14 protein-coding genes and 1 pseudogene are annotated in these 19,909 nt (G+C 60.9%); 10 read left to right on the forward strand and 5 right to left on the reverse strand.

What is annotated here, in order from left to right:
* Window positions 1–213 precede the first annotated feature (213 nt).
* The 4 genes and pseudogenes from AB6O04_RS14015 to AB6O04_RS14030 all read left to right on the forward strand — a co-directional run bounded on the left by AB6O04_RS14015 (window position 214) and on the right by AB6O04_RS14030 (window position 5,809).
* Window positions 214–1,209 carry a serine kinase gene (locus AB6O04_RS14015; protein WP_368564788.1) on the forward strand — a complete coding sequence of 332 codons (996 nt, stop codon included), beginning with the start codon at window positions 214–216 and terminating at the stop codon, window positions 1,207–1,209.
* Window positions 1,210–1,278: 69 nt separating this feature from the next.
* Window positions 1,279–2,991: an ATP-binding cassette domain-containing protein gene (locus AB6O04_RS14020; protein WP_368564658.1), complete on the forward strand. Its 1,713-nt coding sequence runs from the start codon at window positions 1,279–1,281 to the stop codon at window positions 2,989–2,991.
* Between the two features lie 123 nt (window positions 2,992–3,114).
* Window positions 3,115–5,013 (forward strand): annotated as a pseudogene (locus AB6O04_RS14025) (polysaccharide biosynthesis protein); the annotation flags it as partial.
* Window positions 5,014–5,359: 346 nt separating this feature from the next.
* Window positions 5,360–5,809 carry a hypothetical protein gene (locus AB6O04_RS14030; RefSeq protein WP_368564660.1) on the forward strand — a complete coding sequence of 150 codons (450 nt, stop codon included), beginning with the start codon at window positions 5,360–5,362 and terminating at the stop codon, window positions 5,807–5,809.
* Between the two features lie 169 nt (window positions 5,810–5,978).
* Here the strand turns inward: AB6O04_RS14030 and AB6O04_RS14035 are convergent, their stop codons facing one another.
* Window positions 5,979–6,332, reverse strand: a complete 354-nt coding sequence (locus tag AB6O04_RS14035) for a LysR substrate-binding domain-containing protein (protein WP_368564661.1) — start codon at window positions 6,330–6,332, stop codon at window positions 5,979–5,981.
* A 339-nt stretch (window positions 6,333–6,671) separates the two neighbouring features.
* Between AB6O04_RS14035 and AB6O04_RS14040 the strand changes: the two genes are divergently transcribed.
* Together AB6O04_RS14040 and AB6O04_RS14045 are read left to right on the forward strand one after the other, a co-directional pair.
* Complete coding sequence (locus AB6O04_RS14040; RefSeq protein WP_368564662.1) at window positions 6,672–8,717, forward strand: TonB-dependent receptor; 2,046 nt, start codon at window positions 6,672–6,674, stop codon at window positions 8,715–8,717.
* Window positions 8,718–8,896: 179 nt separating this feature from the next.
* Window positions 8,897–9,955: a succinylglutamate desuccinylase/aspartoacylase family protein gene (locus tag AB6O04_RS14045; RefSeq protein ID WP_368564663.1), complete on the forward strand. Its 1,059-nt coding sequence runs from the start codon at window positions 8,897–8,899 to the stop codon at window positions 9,953–9,955.
* A gap of 127 nt (window positions 9,956–10,082) precedes the next feature.
* Here AB6O04_RS14045 and AB6O04_RS14050 read toward each other — a convergent pair whose 3' ends face one another.
* Window positions 10,083–11,633, reverse strand: a complete 1,551-nt coding sequence (locus tag AB6O04_RS14050; protein ID WP_368564664.1) for a TerC family protein — start codon at window positions 11,631–11,633, stop codon at window positions 10,083–10,085.
* Between the two features lie 434 nt (window positions 11,634–12,067).
* Here AB6O04_RS14050 and AB6O04_RS14055 point away from each other — a divergent pair, with 434 nt between their 5' ends.
* A complete protein-coding gene (locus AB6O04_RS14055; protein ID WP_368564665.1) occupies window positions 12,068–13,456 on the forward strand; it encodes a PhoX family phosphatase in 1,389 nt (462 codons plus the stop codon).
* A gap of 256 nt (window positions 13,457–13,712) precedes the next feature.
* Here AB6O04_RS14055 and AB6O04_RS14060 read toward each other — a convergent pair whose 3' ends face one another.
* Window positions 13,713–13,883, reverse strand: a complete 171-nt coding sequence (locus AB6O04_RS14060; RefSeq protein WP_368564666.1) for a hypothetical protein — start codon at window positions 13,881–13,883, stop codon at window positions 13,713–13,715.
* A gap of 262 nt (window positions 13,884–14,145) precedes the next feature.
* Between AB6O04_RS14060 and AB6O04_RS14065 the strand changes: the two genes are divergently transcribed.
* Window positions 14,146–15,630, forward strand: a complete 1,485-nt coding sequence (locus AB6O04_RS14065; RefSeq protein ID WP_368564667.1) for a SulP family inorganic anion transporter — start codon at window positions 14,146–14,148, stop codon at window positions 15,628–15,630.
* Window positions 15,631–15,640: 10 nt separating this feature from the next.
* On the forward strand, window positions 15,641–16,534 hold the full coding sequence (locus tag AB6O04_RS14070) for a universal stress protein (protein WP_368564668.1): 894 nt from the start codon (window positions 15,641–15,643) through the stop codon (window positions 16,532–16,534).
* A 248-nt stretch (window positions 16,535–16,782) separates the two neighbouring features.
* Here the strand turns inward: AB6O04_RS14070 and AB6O04_RS14075 are convergent, their stop codons facing one another.
* A complete protein-coding gene (locus AB6O04_RS14075) occupies window positions 16,783–17,313 on the reverse strand; it encodes an NUDIX hydrolase (RefSeq protein ID WP_368564669.1) in 531 nt (176 codons plus the stop codon).
* Window positions 17,314–18,045: 732 nt separating this feature from the next.
* On the opposite strand from AB6O04_RS14075, the gene AB6O04_RS14080 reads away from it, so the two are divergent.
* Window positions 18,046–18,978 (forward strand): alpha/beta fold hydrolase, encoded by a 933-nt coding sequence (locus AB6O04_RS14080; RefSeq protein ID WP_368564789.1) that lies wholly within the window; start codon window positions 18,046–18,048, stop codon window positions 18,976–18,978.
* Window positions 18,979–19,302: 324 nt separating this feature from the next.
* On the opposite strand, the gene AB6O04_RS14085 is transcribed toward AB6O04_RS14080, so the two are convergent.
* Complete coding sequence (locus tag AB6O04_RS14085) at window positions 19,303–19,617, reverse strand: hypothetical protein (protein ID WP_368564670.1); 315 nt, start codon at window positions 19,615–19,617, stop codon at window positions 19,303–19,305.
* Window positions 19,618–19,909 lie beyond the last annotated feature (292 nt).

Below are 19,909 nucleotides of genomic sequence, written 5' to 3' on the forward strand. Positions count from 1 at the left end.
CGGCCTTTGCGGCGCATGCCTGATGTGCCGCGTGCATGCGGTATGGCAGTAAGTGCCGCGCGGACGGCATTTGGTTGTGCTTTGCGAAGCAACCTTTCCGGCATGGCGGCGCACTTACACCGCATCGAACCGATGGATTCAAAGCAGATGTCGCACCCGGCCGTGCAAGCGGAACGATGGAGCGCGGACGATGCCGGTCCTGGCGACGACCGCATGGGCGAGGATCCTGGCGTCGATCCTTTCAATGAGCGGCAGCCACGTCGCCATGCATTGGATAAGCGATTGCTGGGTGGCCGGTTCCGCTTCGCCAGCAACAGCGAGGCATTGCTGCGCCTGGTCGAAGCTGCGTATGCGGGATTGCCGCCTCATCGGCTATCCACCGCGTCTGAGTTCCTCATCGAGTTGGATCTGCTCCCGCCCCGCGACGTGCCGTATGTTCCGGAACCGCCACAAATGCGGATGCATTCAGGCGCGGGCGTGTTATGCGGCGTCATCGACGATAGTAACTATGCGGTGCTCTCGCCCCGCGAGCACCGCGCATTGATCGCAGTGTCGGAGGATATGCTTGAGCATCCCTACCATCTGCGCTATGAGTTGATCGAGTTCGCGGTCTTCGTTCTCGCCGCGCGCGGCATGGGCTTGGTGCCGCTGCATGGCGCTTGCGTTGGACAGCATGGACGCGGCGTCCTGCTGCTCGGTGCGAGTGGGGCAGGGAAGTCGACACTGGCGCTGCACTGTCTGTTGCATGGCCTGGATTTTTTGGCCGAGGACAGCGTCTTCGTCGAGCCGGAAGGCCTATTCGCGACCGGTATCGCCAACTATCTGCATCTGCGTCCTGATGTGCTGCATCGGTTCGATGGAGGAACGCGGTCCTGGATTGCTTCATCGCCGACGATCCGTCGGCGCAGCGGCGTGAAAAAGTTCGAAGTCGATATCCGGCATGGTCGTGGCCGGCTCGCAAGCGCGCCACTGGGCTTGACCGGAGCGATCTTCATATCTGCCGAATCGGCTCGCGATGGCGCTCCGTTGCTGGAACGGCTATCGGAACAGGAGACCGCTGCGTGTCTGGCTGCCGACCAGCCATACGCGGCCGGACAGCCGGGCTGGCATCTGTTCGTACAACGGCTGATGCAAGTTGGCGTGCATCGGCTACGCCGCGGACGGACACCGGAATCTTCGCTGAGTGCTGTTCTGCAGTTGCTCGGATGATGGCTGCATGAGCGGCGTTTACTTACCAGTGTTTCCCGTCGCCGCCCGCCATGGCGCGCGTAAATCCTGATGATGCAGCCCGAGCGTACTCTCGATCGCACTCGCAACCTGCTGCGCGCGTTCGCGGATACGCTCTCGCCTGGCGAGCGCAGGCGCATCGGCCTTTACGTCGTACTTTCTCTGGCAGGAGCGATCGCCGGCAGTCTTGCCGCCGTTTCGCTGGTGCCGTTGGTGCAGCCAGGACATGCGCTGCGATTCGGCGGCTATGCGATCACCGTGCCCAACGGCATCGCCGCGCAGGTGGCGATTTTCATCGTGGCCAGCGCCAGTTTCGCATTGCTGCGCTGGCTGACCGCGCGCCTGGGCGCCCGCCTGGCCAGTGGCTACGCCATGGCACTGAGGCGCAAGGCGCACGCGAGCCTGATCGATGCGCCGCTGCCGGCGTTGGCGGATACGAGTTCGGCGGAAATCGCCAACGTGCTTACCTACAACATCGAGATTGTCACTCAAGGGTACAGTGCGGTGTTGCAGCTGCTGGTGGCCGGCATTACCGCCGCCGTCAGCCTGGGCTTGGCGTTTCTGGTGTCGCCCATGCTGATGCTGCTCATGCCGTTGGTGCTGGCATTCGGTGTGCTGGCGTTCCGCGCGTGTGGCCATGAGCAGGCGCACGTAAGTCGCCGTTACGTCGCCGATATGACGCGGCTGTTCTGGCTTAGCGAGGATTTTCCGCGACGCCTGCGCCATATCCGCTCGTTCCAGCGCGAGGACACCGAGAAAGCGGGATATGAAGGGATTTCCGCCCGTCTTGGCGAAGGCTACCGACGTCAGCAGGACTTGGTTGCGTCCGGGCGGTTGATGCTTGAAGTGGCGGCAGTCATGGTTATCGCATGCGTGCTGGTGCTGGCCGATTTCCGGCATGGAGCAGATCGCACCGCACTCATCACCGTGAGTTTGCTGCTAGGCCGCTTGCTGCCGTACCTGGTATCCACGCGGCAGAGTCTGCAGCAACTGCGTTCCGCCGCACCCGCTCTCGACCTTTGGCGGCGGCACGCCGATGCGCCCTTACGGCGCTTGGCTGCTCCAGCGGGAGAAGGGGTGGCAATCGGCGAATTGCACATCGAGAAGATCCAGTTGGCGCCACCGCTGGCAGACCTGGCCATAGGCGGGCTGTCATTGGCACCGGGCAGGATGACGCTGGTGCTGGGACCTTCCGGTGTCGGCAAGAGCAGCCTGCTGGATGTACTCGCAGGCATGGTCGAGCCGTCGGAGTTTGCCGCCAGTCAGGACGGAAGAACCATCGATTTTTCGGCCTACCGCACGTTCGCGTGCCACGGCGCCTATGTCGGCCAAGGTGTCCGCCCATGGCAGCAGACGGTGTACGAATGCCTGGCCTGGGCCGAACCCGCAGCGAGCGAAAAACGGATGTGGGAAGTACTACGGGAGGTCGGACTAGCTGAGCGCTTGATGACATCAACGCATGGCCTGAGGACGGCCCTGGACAACGCATCAAGCCGACTGTCGGGAGGAGAGCTGCAACGTCTGCTAGTGGCGCAGGTCATCCTGCGTCGCCCCTTGCTCGCGTTGTTGGACGAAGCCACCAGCGCGCTGGATTCGGCATCGGAGGAAGCGGTTCTTTCAGCGTTGAAGCGGTGTCTGCCGCGGACGGCATTGGTGGTGGTGTCGCATCGCGCACATTTGGCTGCAATGGCCGATCACTGCCTGTCCATGTCCACTTTCGCCACGTCGCCTTCATGCGCTCCGACTTCCTGCGATGTCAGTTGATATGGTTCGCAACCTTTTCCCGCCGGCCGTTGCACTCACGCTGCATGTAATCGACGGTTCTGCGCGAATGCCGCTCCGTCATGCGGCATACGAGCCGCGACTGGATTAAATAGAGGGCAGGGAATGGGTTCGTGGCGCGAACGATGCAAGCACGTCCTGCCGCGCGTGGCGGTGGCCGCGCATGATCTGACGATGGTCTGGTTGGTCTGGCAGAGTCTCTGTCGTCTGCGCTGGGCCATCGAATCCGCGGACAAAGCGTCGTCCTTGCCGCTGTGGTCGGTCGAGATCGCATTGGTCCTGGCAGTTCAGGGACTGGTCTTCTGGCAGATGGGCCTCTACCGGGGATTGTGGCGCTTCGCCAGCCTTCCGGACCTATGGAACATCCTCAAGGCTTCGGTGGTGGGCCTGTTCGGAATCGCATTGGGCTTGTTCCTGTACAACCGCCTGGACGCGTCGCCGCGCACCGTGCTGGTTCTATATCCGGTGGTGTTGGCGGGCATGCTGGGCGCACCCCGTCTGCTCTATCGGGCATGGAAGGACATGCGCGTGGAGTGGGGCGGCCGCGGCTCGACGCGCGTTCTTATCCTCGGTGCCGGCACGGCAGGCGAAGCACTCGTACGCGATCTGCGCCGCGTCGGCACCTATCATCCGGTTGGATTTCTTGACGACGTCACGCGTCTGCGCGGTAGCAAGGTGCACGGAGTGCCTGTGCTGGGGCGCGTGCAGGACGTAGCCGAGATCGCACGCGAGACAGCTGCCAAGTTGCTGGTGATCGCCATGCCCTCGGCGGACGCACATGCGATGCAGAAAGTGGTGATGGCCTGCGAAAGCACCGGCTTGCCGTTTCGCGTTGTGCCGCGCCTGCAGGACATGCTGGAAGGCCGCTCGCTGCCCGGCGAGTTGAAAGAAGTCGCCATCGAAGACTTGTTGGGGCGCAAGCCGGTGCTGCCGGATTGGAAAGCGATCCGCACGTGGCTCGGCGGGCGTTCGGTCCTGGTCACCGGTGCTGGCGGCTCGATCGGTTCGGAGCTGTGCCGGCAGTGCGCCCGGCACGGCGCGAATCGCATCGCGCTGATCGAGATGGACGAACTGGCACTGACCACCATCGAGACCACACTTCGCCGCGATTTTCCGGCTATCGAAATCATTCCTGTGCTGGGGGATTGCGGCGATCCGGCGGTGATCGCGCACGCGCTGGCCAAGGCCGAACCGGACGCGGTTTTCCACGCCGCCGCCTACAAACAGGTGCCGGTGTTGGAACTGCAGCTGCGCGAAGCCGTGCGCAACAACATACTGGCGACCGAAACCGTCGCGCGCGCCTGCAGCGATGCCGGCGTCGGGACCTTTGTCCTGATCTCGACCGACAAGGCGGTCGATCCGGCCAACGTACTCGGTGCCAGCAAGCGAATGGCGGAAATGATCTGCCAGGCGCAAGCCGAGCAATGTCCAACTCGCTTCGTCACCGTGCGTTTCGGCAACGTCCTGGACTCGGCGGGAAGCGTGGTGCCGCTGTTCCGCGAACAGATCCGCAACGGCGGTCCGGTCACCGTGACCGATCCGGAAGTCACGCGGTTCTTCATGACCATTGCCGAGGCCTGCCAGTTGATTCTGCAGGCGTCGGCGATTGGTACGCACGAGGCCATCTACACGCTCGACATGGGCGAACCGATCCCGATCCGATTGCTGGCGGAGCAGATGATCCGGCTGGCTGGCCGGCAGCTCGGCCGCGACGTAGCGATCGTCTACACCGGCCTGCGTCCCGGCGAGAAGCTGCACGAAACCCTGTTTCATGCCGATGAGCGATACCGGCCGACGACGCATCCCAAGATCCTGCAGGCGGAACCACGCAGCGTTACCGCAACGAATATCGAAAGCGCGGTGACTCACCTACGCGAAGCCGTGTCGCGCTACGACCTGGACGCGCTGATCCAACAACTGCGGCGTGCTGTTCCCGAGTTCCAGCCGATTGGAACGCATCTCGACTATCGGGAATCGGCCACCGTGGTCGTGTTTCCCGCACGCAACGCCAGCAACACGGTCGCACCTCTCATTCGTCAGGCGCATCAAGCCAGCGCGACGTTGGATGATAGTGGTCATTGATCTGATCGCCGGGTGCGGTTCGGCGTAGCGTTGGCGTAGCTGGCGGGCGACGTGGGGACGCTCACACCGCCGCTTGCCATTCAAAGAAGTATTGATCCGGTGAAATGGCATGGCGACTCGTGACGCCGGATGATCCAATTGTCCGGGCTAAGTCGCCGCATGTCCTCATCCATGTACGGCGTGCGTTGATCGATATGACGGCGGGTTGAGTGCGTTCGGCCCGTACCCGCGGATAGCGCCCCGCTTCTTCTGGCGCCAGGAGCAAGTCATGGCACAAATCAATTCGATCCAACTGCACCTTGAGACAGGGGACCTGTCAGGTGCGGGAACCGATGGTGATGTCTATCTCGGCGTGTGCGGCCGCGAGTTCTCCATCGACTCCACCCGTGATGATTTCGAGCGGGGCAGTGGCCGCACCTACGTCCTTGGCGAGAATGCCGACATCCGCAATGCGGACGTCAACGACCCACGCAAGCAGGGGCTGTTCACCGAGAACGTGGCGCGATTTCCGGTCTACATCCGTTTCCAGCCCAAATCGAGAGGCGACAACTGGCAGCTGCTGCGGGCCGACGTACGCTTCAACGATTCGCTTCACATCGACTGGGATACCAGGCCCTTCATCCCGCCTAGCTCGGAGGGGATCTGGCTCGGTGTGCGCTCGGGTCTGTTCGTGCATCTGTTCAACGTCAGTCACGAACCGGTTCCGCTCACGGCCTAAAGCCGAATTCCGGTCGAACACGACGACGGTGCGCTACATCGTCGGCGCATGCATTGCCGTGGATGAGGTGCTAGCCATCTCTACGTACCGGTGTTGCTTGGCATCACGACAGCCTGGCGACCATGACGGGCGGGCAGCCTGGTGAAGGTGGCGGGTCGTCGTGAGGCGCTTACATCCGCGGCGCGTCCGCGGCGAGCGAGAAGACTGGGCACCAGTCCTGCAGCACGCGAACCAAGCGTCCCTCCTCGATGTGCGGAGCGAACTCTTCTTCTGGCAAAAGCGCGATGCCCAGTCCATCCAGGGCCGCGAGCACGATGTGGGGTGAAGTGTTGAAGATCGCCTGGCCATCGACACGCACGTTCACCTGACGGTCGCGGCGTTCGAACTCCCACACATACAGGCCGCCGGACGCGGGGAAGCGGATGTTGATGCAGTTGTGCCGAGTCAGGGTTCGCGACTCTAGCCACCCACACCAAACAGTACAAGCCGCAACGGATGCCTCGCGTTGCGCCGCGATGCTCATCTTCGGTTGCCACGCACAAAGAGCGACCGTCCTTCCCCTCTGCGCGAACGGTCCTCGGTTCTGTGTCCGCGCCATCCAGCATTGCGACCGACATTAATTGTTTATCATGTTATATCATTACATTTTTGCATAGCCCGCTACGTATCCGCCGCCCTCACCTTCCAACTCGCGGGAAAGCCCGCGCGCAGGTATTGAACCTGACCGACACCTTCTACTGGACCATCCAGGGCAACAACAGCTTTGGCATGGCCGACAAGCGCCATTGGCAGCTGTCGCTGACCATCGATATCTCACACCGCACTTATCTCCCAAACCTCTTCCTCAACCTGAGTTCCCTACATGCGAAACCGTTTGCATCTGTCGATCCTGCTTGCTCTTCTCGGCCCTCCTGCGCTGGCTCAATCCGGCGACTCCGCCATAACGCTCGGCAAGGTGGAAGTGCGTGGCGCCTCCGGCGGCCCGCTGCTGGCCAACAACGTGCTGACCTCGGTGGACGTCATGGGCGCAGACAAGGTCGAAGACAAGAACGTCATGAACAGCTGGGAGCTGCTGGGACAGATGCCGGGCATCCAGCTCACCGAGACCCGCCAGGGTGCGGAGTCCGGCAAGGTGACGTTCCGGGCATTCAACGGCGAGGGCTACATCAACGGCATCAAGACCTTGATCGACGGTATTCCCAGCAACGTCAACAGCGGCAACCAGCGCTTCATCGACATGATCTTTCCGCTGGAAATCGACTACATCGAAGTCGTGCGCGGCACCAACGACCCGCGCTACGGGCTGCACAACATCGGCGGCAACATCAACTTCGCCACGCGTCAAGGCGGGAACTACCTGGACGGTCGCCTGAGCTATGGAAGTTTCAATACGCGCGAAGCCCAGTTGGCGGTCGGCAAGGAGACCGGGAGCATCGCGCAGAACTACTTCATGGGAGTGCAGGCGTCGGACGGCCATCGCGATCATGCCGACTCCACCAAGTACACGCTGGCAGGCAAGTGGTTCTACACCGACGAAGCCGAAACCTTGAAGGCGGGATTGGTAGCGCGCGCGTATCACCACGAAGCCGACGAATCCGGATTCCTGACGGCCGAAGAGCTGGCCGCGGACAGAAACCAGTCGCCTGAAAAAAACGCCAACGATGGCGACGACCGCGACATGTGGCATCTCGGCGCGCACCTGGACAAGCGGCTTGCCGATGGCCTGAGCTTGAGCACCAAGCTTTACATCAATAGCTACGAAGACGACAGGACGGTGACCTTCACTCGCTACCCGGTGGGCAATGCGCCTCGCCAACGCCGTCAGTGGGATGAACGACAGACAGGCATGCTGAGCAGCCTTACCTGGGTAGCTACGGAATCGGTGACCATGGAAGCCGGGGCGAACTTCGAGCATCAGGACAACGCTTACCGGCGCTACCGCTACAATTTCAGCATTCCCACCGACTTCGATGTCGCTCCGGCCCGTGTACAGAACGACGACCACTACACCTTGGAGAATATCGGCGCGTATGTGCAAGCAGTCTTCAACCCTGTCGAGTCGCTGAAGATCGTCCCGGCTTTTCGAGTGGACAAGTTTTCCGGCAGCACTCATCTCCTCGGCGGCGCGCAGGCATCTCTGCAGTCGTACGGGTGGATCAAGCAGCCCAAGCTGAGCGTGGTGTACGCGGTCACGCCCACAGCGAATCTCTATGCGAACTGGGGCAGGACGTTCCAGGTCCTGACCGGATCCACGGCGCCGGCCTACCTGACGGAAGGCCAGGAAACGTACCGCCCATCGATCAACACCGGCACCGAACTAGGCATCAAGCTCAGCCCGGTTGCGGGCACCGAGGCGCGCATCGCCGCGTGGCGGCAGGACGCCACGGACGAAGTGGCGAACATGCCCAGTACCGGGACCACGGTTGGCTTGGGCCAGACCCGCCGGCAGGGGCTGGATATGCTGGTCAGCTCGCGCGTGGGTGAGCGTTGGACGCTGTGGGCTTCGCATGCCGTCCAGGAAGCGAAGGTCGTAAGCGCCTTCACCGCAACCGGCGTGGCGCTGGAGGGCAAGGAGGTATTCTCCACGCCTCGCTACATCAGCAACGTGGGTATCGACTATCAGCTGGACGAGCGCTGGAAGTTCGGCATGCAGGGAAGGATGCAGGGCGACTACTACATCGACGAACTCAACGAGCAAGGCAAGTTTGGCGGCTTCAAAGTGCTGGACGTGAGCGCACGCTACCAGTTGTCCGATCGCTTCAGCATCGACTTGCAGGTCAGGAATCTGGCCGATCGTGAGTACGAATATGTCTGGTACGACAGCTTCTTCTGGGGCGGCGACAACCAGCCCATGTTCTCGTCGGCGCCCGGGCGTTCGGCTTACGTCTCCTTCAATATGAAGCTGTAGAAGAATGGGGCAGGGAGGTCTCGCCGGTCCGTCCGGCGTTGCCCTTCCTGCCGCCAACACGGCACAGCCACTACCTGCTTTGATGATGAGTCACGTGATGCGTTCGGATGGAACGGCGAGCGTTTTACCGATCAGACTTTACCTGCCTTTATTTCCAATACCCGGAGCCTTTGACCCGCATGACCGACTGCAACAAGAAGCGATTCTTCTTTCAACCATGGTTGCTGGCGGCGTGGCTGCTGGCGTGTCCTGCCGCATTCGCGCAGGAATCTTTCCAGTTGGCCAACGTATTGACGGAAGCGGGGCAATCCCATTCCTTCATTGCCAAGGAGCACGACCTGAAGGTGCCGGTGACCGTTATCCACGGCACGCAACCGGGCCCGGTGCTGTTGCTGACCGCCGGCGTGCATGGCGACGAGTTTCCTTCCGTACTGGCGTTGCAACGGCTACGCGGCGAGATCGATGCCAAGCAGTTGCGCGGTACCTTGATTCTGGTGCATCTGGCCAACTTGCCCGGTTTTCATGGCCGTCGCGTCGCGCTGAGTCCGCTGGACGACAAGAACCTCAACCGCGTCTTTCCCGGCAGCACGGATGGCACCCCAACCGAACAGTTGGCTGAGTTCCTTACTCGCGAATTCATCGGCCGCTCGGATTTTCTCATCGACATGCATTCCGGCAGCTGGAATCAGGAACTGTGGCCGCATGTCTATTCGCCCTTTGTTGGCAACAAGGAGCTGGATGAACTGACATTCGAGTTCGCCAAGGCCACCGGCATGCGGCATATCGTCATGTATGGCGAACGTCCGCGGGATCCGGCCAATTCCATCTCCTACCCGAATACCGCCATGACCCGCGGGAAACCGGCACTAACCACTGAAATCGGCCACCTGGGACAACGGGACGAAGCCTTCGTGGAGCAGGCACTCGACGTTGCCAGGAACGCCATCTACTTCCTGGAGATGCTGCCGGGCAAATCGAAGCGCCATCCCGACCCGGTCATCTATGAAACGCTCAAATCCGTCGCCAGTCCCGCCGATGGCTTGTTTACGCCAAGGGTCGATATCGGCAGTACCGTCAAAGTCGGAACCATCGTCGGCGACGTCCGTGATTATTTCGGCAACGTCCTCGCTGAGCTGACGTCACCGGTGAGCGGAACCGTGTTTATGATCAGCGACACGCCCCCGGTAAAAGCAGGTGAAACGCCGGTCACGATTGGGGTGGAAGCGTCAGGCAAATAGCAGGCCGGAATGAGCACGCATGCCGGAAGATCTCAACAGGTCCTCGCGCGCCGCTTCTGCTCAGAAGCGGCCGCCAGTCGTCATCGGCCGCTTCTCTTCTCTACTGCAACTTCAAGCTGAAAGGTTTCTAAGAGGCCGGTGGCGCCGGCGCAATGCGTGCCTTGCCCACGCGCCGACGCTCCAGGCTCAGCACTTCCAATTGCCAGTCACCAGAGCGGACGCTGTCGCCCACGTCCGGCAGGCGTTCCAGCGCGTGCAGAAACAGGCCGGAGAGACTGACGTACGACGGACGCCGTTCCAGTGCAATGCCCGTCGCATGCTCGACGTCCTCCATCGACATGGTCGCATCCACGATCCATGAGCCATCAGGTTGTTTCTCTGCACCGAAGTCCGCGTCGCGCGTATCCGCAAGGTCGCCGGCGATCGCGGCCAGCAGGTCATTCGCCGTAACCAGCCCCTCCACACCGCCGTACTCGTCCACCACCACTCCCAACGGAATGGGGTGTTCGCGGATGCGTTCCAGCGCCCGCAATGCGGTGGTTCCTTCGGGCAGTACCAATGGCTCGCGTAGGTAGTCGGCCAGCGATAGCGAGCGGCCGGACAACACACCGGCCAGCAGATCGCGGCTTTGCACCATGCCCTGCAGGTTATCGAGATCGCCATCGCATACGAGCAGGCGCGTATGCGGTGAGCGCATAAGCATTTCGGTGGCGTGTTCTACGCCGCGCTGGGAGTTTATCCATTGGATGTCGGTGCGCACGGTCATCACGCTGGCCACCGAACGCTCGGCCAGCGTCAGCACGCTGCGGATCATGTCGTGCTCCGCTGCCTCCAGCCCGGGTTCGCGTTCTTCTGCAGCACCCGTCGACGTGCCGGCATCCGCGGCGGCTTCGTAGGCGGGACGCGCGCCCAGCAGGCGCAGCACCGCGTGGGCGGTGCGCTGCCGGAACGGCTGTTTGCGCTCCTGCTTTTCACGGTTGAAACGCGACCACTGGTTGAAACCCTCGATCAGGATCGAGAAGACGATGGCCGCGTACAGGTAGCCCTTGGGAATCTTGAAGCCCAGTCCCTCGGCCACCAGGCTGAAGCCGATCATCATCAGGAAGCCCAGGCATAGCACCACCACCGTCGGGTGGTGATTCACGAAGCTGGTGAGCGGCTTGCTGGCCAGCATCATGACGGCCATCGCGATGATGACGGCGGCGAACATCACCCCCAACTCGTCCACCATGCCAACGGCCGTGATGACCGAATCCAGCGAGAACACCGCATCCAGAATGACGATCTGGGTTACCACCAACCCGAAGCTGGCATAAGCCTTGTCGCCACCACCGCCATGGCTTCCCCCTTCCAGCCGTTCGTGCAACTCCATGGTCGCCTTGAACAGCAGGAACAAACCGCCTCCCAGCAGGATCAGATCCCGCCCGGAGAAAGCATGGTCGAGGACGGAAAACAGCGGCGTGGTCAGCCGCATGATCCAGGAAAGAGTGGCCAGCAGGCCCAACCGCATCAGCAGGGCCAGGCTGAGCCCGATCATGCGCGCCTTGTCGCGCTGGTGTGGCGGCAGCTTGTCCGCCAGGATCGCGATGAAAACTAGATTGTCGATCCCCAGGACGATCTCAAGGGTCACCAGGGTGGCGAGACCCATCCATATCGCCGGATCAGATAACCATTCCATAGTGAAAATCAGAACATTGCGGCACTAGATCTTCTCACGATTCCTTGACGATAGGCATTCATTCGCCATCACACACAATCACGCGGGCGATATCAGGATTACCCACCATGGAGGTACGAACAGGCTGCCGGCTGCGACGCCGCCTCAGGTTCGCTGCCAAAGCCAATCCATGCGCGTAGCCGGTGGCGGGCCCTCGGCTCCACCGAAACTGATGAACCTAAGTTTGAACCAGAGCGCGAATGCCGCCGCGGGAGTGATGGCGGCACTGGCTGTGCCACGCGTTCCAACTATGCGGCGCGCTTCGTTGATAGGCGTGTCAGGTCTGCATTGAACCTGCGGTGGGAGCTTGGGCATTGGCTTTGAAAGATATCGGAAACACTCCAACCGCATCATGGTCGTTTGCTCACTCATCCGTACACAAGGATTGCAAAACGATGGCTCCATCTCAGCTTGATGCCCGACGCCGTTTCCTGCTGCGAAGCGGTCTCGCAGCAGGCGCCGCATTGACGCTAGGTCCAGTAGGGCGCTTGCTGGCCCAGGCCGGTACGCCTGCCGGTTCACATCCGGGCTTTGGACCGATCAAGCCGGTGAGCGACCTGACCACCGGTCTGCCGCTGTTGGAATTGCCGGCGGGGTTTTCTTACCTGAGCTTCGGCTGGGCCGGTGAGCCGCTACCGGGCGATCAGCGGATGCCTGGCAAACATGATGGAATGGGTATCGTGCGCAGCGATGGCGATGTGCTGACGTTGGTGCGCAACCATGAAGTCGATGCGGGCTGGGGCAGCTTCGCACCGGCGTCGGCGACCTTTGACGGTCCCTGTGCAGGCGGCACGGTCACCCTGCGTTTCGACAGCCGAGCCGGAAAGCTGCTCGATGCGCATGCTTCGTTATCCGGTACATTGATGAACTGCTCGGGCGGCACTACGCCGTGGGGGACCTGGCTGTCGTGCGAAGAGATCGTCAGTGCCGCAGGACCGATCAGCCTGGCCGGTGCCGACCACGATCTTAAACGCGACCACGGTTTCGTCTTTGAGGTGCCGGCCGAGGGTACGTCCAACGCCGAGCCGCTGTATGCGATGGGACATTTTCGCCATGAGGCGGCTACGGTCGATCCGCGCAGCGGCATCGTCTATCTGACCGAGGACCATGAACCGGCCGCCGGGTTTTACCGGTTCTTGCCCAAGGTAGAAGGTGAATTGCGTCGTGGTGGCCGTTTGCAGATGCTGCGGGTCAAGGGCGTGCCGGATCTGCGTGCCGGCCATAAAGTCGGCACGAAGTGGCCTGTGGAATGGGTGGAGATCGAGCATCCCGAACGCGGCGTCGCCGGCCTTGACGGTATGTCCGGCGTGATCGCTCAAGGGCTAGCCAATGGTGGTTCGATGTTCACGCGTCTGGAAGGCTGCATCGCTGGCGATGGCGTGGTCTATTTCACCGCCACCAACGGCGGCGATGCGCATTGCGGGCAGGTGTGGGCCTATCACCCGGACGACGAACAACTGCGGCTGCTATACGAGTCGCCTGATCCGACCGTACTGGACTATCCGGACAACATCGTGATCAGCCCGCGTGGCGGATTGGTGATATGCCAGGACGCCGGGGGCGACCAGCAGCACATGTTTGGGCTGAGTACGGACGGCGGCTTGTTCACTTTCGCCCGCAACAACACCCGCCTGAACGGTGAGCAGGGCTTCGCTGGCGATTACAGCGATTCGGAATGGGCGGGCAGCTGCTTCTCTCCCGACGGCAAATGGTTGTTTGCCAATCTGCAGCAACCCGGCTTCAGCGTCGCCATCACCGGGCCGTGGCAGCGGGGATTGATCTAGGGCCTGTAACACTATTGGGTTGCGGCCCGTCAGGGTGCTTTCCCGCCTCGGCAAGGGTTCGCCCTTGTAGGAGCGGCGTCCCGCCGCGAGCTCTTCCATCAGATCGCGATAGAAGCGAAAGCTCGCGCCGAGGACGGCGCTCCTACAAGAGCGTGCCGCCCCTGGCAAGGCGGGGAAGCAACATGACTATCCCAATAGCGTTAACAGGTCCTAGTGCGGCGTCACGTCGATACACCACCGGCATGACATTGCTTTCTCAGCGGCGCTCTCTGCCAGGTGCAAGCGAAATCACGCGGTGCAACCTAAAATTGGCCAAGTGGGCCTGTACCAGGCAACCGCCGCCCAGCACGGTGCCCAGGGTATGCAGCAGTACCGACTGCCCCAGTGCATGATCGTCGAGCGCGTGTCGGTTTTTCAGTCTCGACATAAGTGAGCATTGCTGTTTTGCATTCCAGCCGGACGGGGTCGTTGCCGATCTGGCGCCCTGTAGTTCTGGGCCTCCGCCGCGCTGCACCATGCTACACTTCGCCACCAGCGACGCTCCGCTCGCTCCTCCGACGTTCAAATTACCTGTGATTACGCCACCCTAAATTCTCATCATCTTGAGGATGCCCGCTTCCGCGGGTAGGCGGCTCTACACCCTTCACAGCAACCTTCGGCCACCGCCGAAGCGTATTGGACTATATCCCTTGAACAAGTTTTCCAACCTGCGCCAGGACTGGCTCGGGAACATTCGTGGCGACCTGTTGGCCGGCACTGTTGTCGCCCTGGCGCTCATTCCCGAAGCGATCGCCTTCTCGATCATCGCCGGCGTAGATCCTAAAGTCGGCCTCTATGCGTCTTTCTGTATCGCTGTCGTGATCTCGTTCACCGGCGGTCGCCCTGGCATGATCTCTGCCGCAACCGGTGCCATGGCACTGCTGATGATTGGCTTGGTGAAGGACCATGGTCTGCAGTACCTGCTGGCAGCCACGCTGTTGACCGGCGTGCTGCAGATCATCGCCGGCGCAATGAGGCTGGGCGCGCTCATGCGCTTCATTTCACGCTCCGTCGTCACGGGCTTCGTCAATGCTCTGGCCATTCTGATATTCATGGCGCAGCTGCCCGAGCTGACCAACGTGCCCTGGACGGTCTATGCGATGACCGCCGCAGGGTTGGCCATCATCTATCTGTTTCCACGGCTGACGAAGACGATTCCCTCGCCGCTGGTCGCCATCGTGGTTCTAACGGTAGTCGCCCTCGCGCTCAAACTCGATATCCGTACCGTTGGCGATATGGGTGAACTACCCGATAGCCTGCCGGTGTTCCTGCTGCCGGATGTTCCGCTGAATCTGGAAACGCTGAAGATCATTCTTCCCGTCTCCGCCACGTTGGCGATCGTTGGGCTGCTGGAGTCGCTGCTGACTGCAAAGATCGTAGATGATTTGACGGACACGCCGAGCAACAAGAACCGGGAAGCGATGGGCCAGGGTGTTGCCAACATCGCCTCCGGCTTTATTGGCGGCATGGCAGGTTGCGCCATGATTGGCCAGTCCGTTATCAACGTGAAGTCCGGCGGCCGTGGTCGCCTCTCCGCGCTCGCCGCGGGCGTCTTCCTATTGCTGATGGTGGTGTTCGCAGGACCCTGGGTAAAACAAATTCCCATGGCGGCGCTTGTGGCCGTGATGATCATGGTGTCGATCGGCACATTCAGCTGGGGCTCGCTGGCTGCGCTCAAGACCAATCCCAAGACATCTAGTGTTGTGATGGTGGCCACCGTGATCGTGACGGTCTTTACCCACGATCTGGCCAAAGGGGTCCTGACCGGCGTGCTGCTCTCGGGGCTGTTCTTCGCCCGCAAGGTCGGGCAGGTACTTCATATCGGCTCCACTTCCCACGAGGAAGGGCGTGTCCGGCATTACACCGTGACAGGACAGGTGTTCTTTGCATCGGCAGATCAGTTCATCGCCGGGTTCGATTTCCGCGAGGCTATCGAGCGGGTCAGGATCGATGTTGGCCGTGCCCATTTCTGGGATCTGAGTGCGGTGGGTGCGTTGGACACCGTGGTGCTGAAGTTCAGGCGTGAAGGTACTGAGGTCGAAATCCTGGGCATGAACGAAGCCAGCGCGACGCTGGTGGACCGCTTGGGCGTCCATGACAAACCCGATGCCGTCGAACGGCTGATGGGACACTGAGGAAATCGCCATGACAGAGAAGACGATCGGGCAATCCCACTTGAACATCGGCGGCTGCGTGCTGGCCGCTATCGATGCCTCCATGTACAGCGAGAGCGTGGCGCACTACGCCGCTTGGGCGGCGCACCGGCTGGAAGCTCCGCTGGAGTATCTTCACGTGCTCGACCGCCACCCGGAACATGCGAGCAGCAGCGATCTGAGCGGCAGCCTGGCGCTGGGCGCCCAGGAATCGCTATTGAAGGAACTGGCTTCGGCGGATGAGTCCAAGAGCAAGCTTGCTCAAGAGCGGGGACGATTGCTGCTGAAGCATGCACAGGCTATCGCGAGTTCTTTCCACGGCCTCAAGGCCGAAACCAAGCTTAGGCATGGCGCTTTGGTCGATACGCTGACCGAGCAGGAGCCTGGCGTGCGCCTCTTCGTACTAGGCAAGCGTGGCGAGCACGCGGATCTGGCCAAGGGACATCTCGGCGGTGAGGTGGAGCGCGCCGTTCGCGCTGTCCATCGGCCCATCCTGGTTGTCTCCCGCGCCTACACCGATGTATCGAAAGTGCTGGTCGCGTTCGATGGGAGCGCCACCACGCGCAAGGGCATCGAGATGATTGCCGGCAGTCCGCTGTTCCGCGGCACGCACGTCGAAGTGATCACGGTTGGCAAGGAAACCGAGGCTGCCAGTCAGAACCTGGAGTGGGCGCTGTCCACCTTGACTCAGGCCGGTCTCAGCAATCGCGGCCTGGTTATCGCCGGCGAGCCTGAAGAAATCATATTGCAGCGGGTGAAGAACGAATCCATCGACCTGCTGGTGATGGGCGCCTACGGCCATTCGCGCATCCGCCAGTTGATCGTCGGTAGCACCACCACCAGCGTGCTGCGCACCTGTGGTATCCCAGTGCTTCTGCTGCGCTGACACCGCAGAACACTAAGGAAGCTCTGAACAACTCCGCTTTTGCTTGTCATTCCCGCGAAAGCGGGAACCCAGTGCCTTTGCTTTCAAGGGCTTGAGTCGCTGGATCCCCGCCTTCGCGGGGATGACGACAATTATTCAGAGGTTCCCTAAAGCCCGGTGAATTCCAGCGCACGCTCCATACGGGCGAGACAGACAGAGATCAAGGTGGGCAGATATAGGTACTGGTGGCAATCAATCGCATGCATGATTCATGCGGGAAGAGCCAGCAGATCGCCCGCGATTCTCTCCAGCATGAAGGTCTCGCGGTAAATGGAGAGTCCCATCGATTTTTCCTTGCCGGCCATGACAGCCTTGTTGTGAGCAACGGCCTCACCTATGTCGACCCACACGGGTCTCATGCCGTTGTCCAACTCATACGACTCCATCTGGATTTCTCCCAGATCCTGATCAATCTCGCAGGAAAAGAAGTGCGAAGTCATATGCATGAGATCAAACTCCGGCTTCCAGAAGGGCCGGAATTCTTCTATGTATCCGTACTCGGCGACCACCTTTACGTTCCTGGCACCGGTTTCTTCCTGCATCTCCCTGGCAAGACCGGCGACTCTGTCCTCACCGGGGTCCAGGCCACCACCAGGGAAGCTGAAATCGTTGTACCGCTCGGTGTAAAGAAGCAGAATGCTTGATCCGCGCGTGACGATGCCGCGCACCGCATGACGCCTGAGCACGTTGCCATCGGTGGATTTCAGATCGGGGTGAACGAGGGTCGCGATTAGTTGCATGCCGGCTATTCTACCCGCGACGGGCAACTTGCTTCGAATGCAAAGCCGCCGTGCCTTTGTCCAGCCCCGTTGCAAACAGCTCCCGCCCGCATCCAGCGTATATTCGTACGGATCGCAGTAGTGGATCTCAACCATGAGCAGGTTGGCTATCCAGTCCGACGGCATACTGAATAAGTTGAGGCTGTGCTGGCTGTTCGTGTTGTACGTCTGCACGATGAGCGTGCGCGATCATGAGCACCGTTAAGCCACAAGCGAAGATGACTAAAATGGTCAAGACGTATTGTTGCAATCCACGTACCGTTGGAGAAGGTCTGAGTACCTCGATTTCGATCGTCACTCCCGCGATGGAGGAAGCCCGGTGTCTTTGTTTTTCAAAGCGTTGAAGGCGCAGGTCGTGACCGATCACTATTCAGGCTGTGCTTTGTGGAATGTACGCTTTTGGAGGCTTGTACGAAGTAGATTCTTGCTTCCTCGTGGTCTTGCTGCCGGCACTGCTTCCCGCCACATTCGTCTGCAAATCGACCTTGATGCGATCGTACAAAGATGGCCATATGACGCAAGGCGGTCAGCAAGACATAGAAGCTTCAGGCGAGACGAATACCTCAGGTATGTGCAGTCCAACCAGACAGTCAATTGCAGGAGCAAACATTGAACCCACTACGCGCAGTCCTGTTGGCATCACTACTTAGCTTTCTCGCACCTGCGACGGCACTTGCCGCGTCCGCCACGGAAATGATCCCAGACGCTTACGCTGCGCCGGCAACGCGGGTTGTGCTCGGCGACGGTCGTTCCATTAACTTGAGATGCTCAGGGCAGGGAGAGCGGGTTGTCCTGTTCGAGGCGGGCACCAATGCGGATTCCACCACCTGGTACCGGGTGCTCCCCATGCTGAAGGATCACGCACGGGCATGTGCCTATGACCGTGCCGGTTACGGCTTCAGCGATGAAGGCCCCATGCCACGTGACCTCAATGCCGACATCACCGACCTGCATGAGCTGATCCGCACCGCCAAGCTTCCGTTGCCCCTTGTGTTGGTGGGGCACTCGCTGGGCAGCAATATCGTCCGTGGGTACGCACAACGGTTCCCAAGCGACGTGGCTGGTATGGTGCTGGTGGATCCGCCCGAACAGGGCGCCGACTCGGCCATGCCCGAACAATGGAAGCGCGACGATGCGATATCGCGTGAAAAGCGCAATGCATTTCTTGCCGCTTGCGCGAAGGCCGCGGAAGCAGAAGATTTCCTCACCGCATCTGCGCCAGGCTGCCTGCGGCCACCGCCCGCCTGGATGGGTGAGCGCGTCGCCGCCTCGGTCAAGGCGAACAAGGCCAAGCCGGGATACTGGCGGACCTTGCGTTCGGAGCTGACCGAGAATGAGCGCGTCTTCTCGACCCAGGTTTCACCTGAGGAGCGCTACGGCGAAATTCCTTTGCTGCTGTTGAGCGCCGGTCAGTTGGACAAGGGCGCACCAGAGGAAGTGCGCGCCGTACTGAAGCAAGTGCGAGAGCTGACGCATCAACGGATCATGGCGGCCTCAACGCGCAGTGAGCGGCGGCTTGTCTCGGACGCATCACACGATATCCAGCTTGATCGACCCGACGCGGTGGCATCGGCAGTAGAGGAGATGCTGCGTCTCGCGACGCCGCATCCTGCCAAGGAACAATGAGCACATAGCGCAAGGTCATCGACTTCGGGACGCTCCGCTTCTGGCGCGAACTCAATCGGTCCATGCGAAGCTCCCGCTGTCTACCTACTCTTCGATGTGCTGCATCGGTGATCGGCGCGTCTGAGCAGAAGTGCCGCTTTCCGAAACTATTGCTTGTAGCTCCAAAGAACCGCGTCGTATGCCGATTTGCTCGCAAGCTGACTCACAGGTGTAAGGGTCCTTTCGAACGGAAATATGCAGTAGGGAAGGGCGATTAGAGGCCGCTATCGCAGTAGTGAAGGCAGTTCTCGACCTCGGATTCAACGCCTTGCTGCAATCAAGCCGTCATGACGATGCGGTTTCGTCTATGAACTCGGCTGGCTGCCATGCGCAGTCAGTCCACTCAGCAGGGTGCATTCCCTCGGGAATGAGTGGATCAAGTTGTTCGCTGGCTGGAAAGAAGAAACCCACCGCATCGGGGGAGGCCGAGCCGCCCCAGGCATCTGGCGCGACTTCCCACTCGCCGGTGTGGCTGGCGGGTAAATACCGACGTTGTGCATCAGTGAGTTTGGCGACGATGCGGCCGGTTTGTCCGTTGAGGTCAGGCCAGGTGAGCGACCATCTGATGCGGACGCGTTGTCCGACGAAGAATTCACTCATATGTGCTCCTTCAATTCGCCGACGACGCTCGCACAACGCAGCTGCCTTCAGAACACGCTGGCTGCGGCCAGATCGATGGCGGGCTCAATTCATTTTTACGATAAGACGACAGCGATGACGCGTCGCGTAATGACGGACGGCATTGCGCGTGAACGTGGAAAACAGTCCCCAGTCAAAGCGGGTTCAGTTTGTAAGAGATGAAGGCAAAGAAATCGGTCATTGCCCATTAAAACAATCGCCTATAGAACGGCTGGAACGTTCACGTCCATGCACTTGCACTGACTTGGCGATT

Origin of the sequence: Pseudoxanthomonas sp. UTMC 1351, from assembly GCF_040948865.1 — a bacterium.
In the GTDB taxonomy this organism is placed as follows: domain Bacteria; phylum Pseudomonadota; class Gammaproteobacteria; order Xanthomonadales; family Xanthomonadaceae; genus Pseudoxanthomonas_A.

Coding starts and splice junctions, on each gene's coding strand:
- AB6O04_RS14015 (WP_368564788.1), top strand. CDS start 214: ATGGGCGAGGATCCTGGCGTCGATCCTTTCAATGAGCGGCAGCCACGT.
- AB6O04_RS14020 (WP_368564658.1), top strand. CDS start 1,279: ATGATGCAGCCCGAGCGTACTCTCGATCGCACTCGCAACCTGCTGCGC.
- AB6O04_RS14030 (WP_368564660.1), top strand. CDS start 5,360: ATGGCACAAATCAATTCGATCCAACTGCACCTTGAGACAGGGGACCTG.
- AB6O04_RS14035 (WP_368564661.1), bottom strand. CDS start 6,332: ATGAGCATCGCGGCGCAACGCGAGGCATCCGTTGCGGCTTGTACTGTT.
- AB6O04_RS14040 (WP_368564662.1), top strand. CDS start 6,672: ATGCGAAACCGTTTGCATCTGTCGATCCTGCTTGCTCTTCTCGGCCCT.
- AB6O04_RS14045 (WP_368564663.1), top strand. CDS start 8,897: ATGACCGACTGCAACAAGAAGCGATTCTTCTTTCAACCATGGTTGCTG.
- AB6O04_RS14050 (WP_368564664.1), bottom strand. CDS start 11,633: ATGGAATGGTTATCTGATCCGGCGATATGGATGGGTCTCGCCACCCTG.
- AB6O04_RS14055 (WP_368564665.1), top strand. CDS start 12,068: ATGGCTCCATCTCAGCTTGATGCCCGACGCCGTTTCCTGCTGCGAAGC.
- AB6O04_RS14060 (WP_368564666.1), bottom strand. CDS start 13,883: ATGTCGAGACTGAAAAACCGACACGCGCTCGACGATCATGCACTGGGG.
- AB6O04_RS14070 (WP_368564668.1), top strand. CDS start 15,641: ATGACAGAGAAGACGATCGGGCAATCCCACTTGAACATCGGCGGCTGC.
- AB6O04_RS14075 (WP_368564669.1), bottom strand. CDS start 17,313: ATGCAACTAATCGCGACCCTCGTTCACCCCGATCTGAAATCCACCGAT.
- AB6O04_RS14080 (WP_368564789.1), top strand. CDS start 18,046: ATGATCCCAGACGCTTACGCTGCGCCGGCAACGCGGGTTGTGCTCGGC.
- AB6O04_RS14085 (WP_368564670.1), bottom strand. CDS start 19,617: ATGAGTGAATTCTTCGTCGGACAACGCGTCCGCATCAGATGGTCGCTC.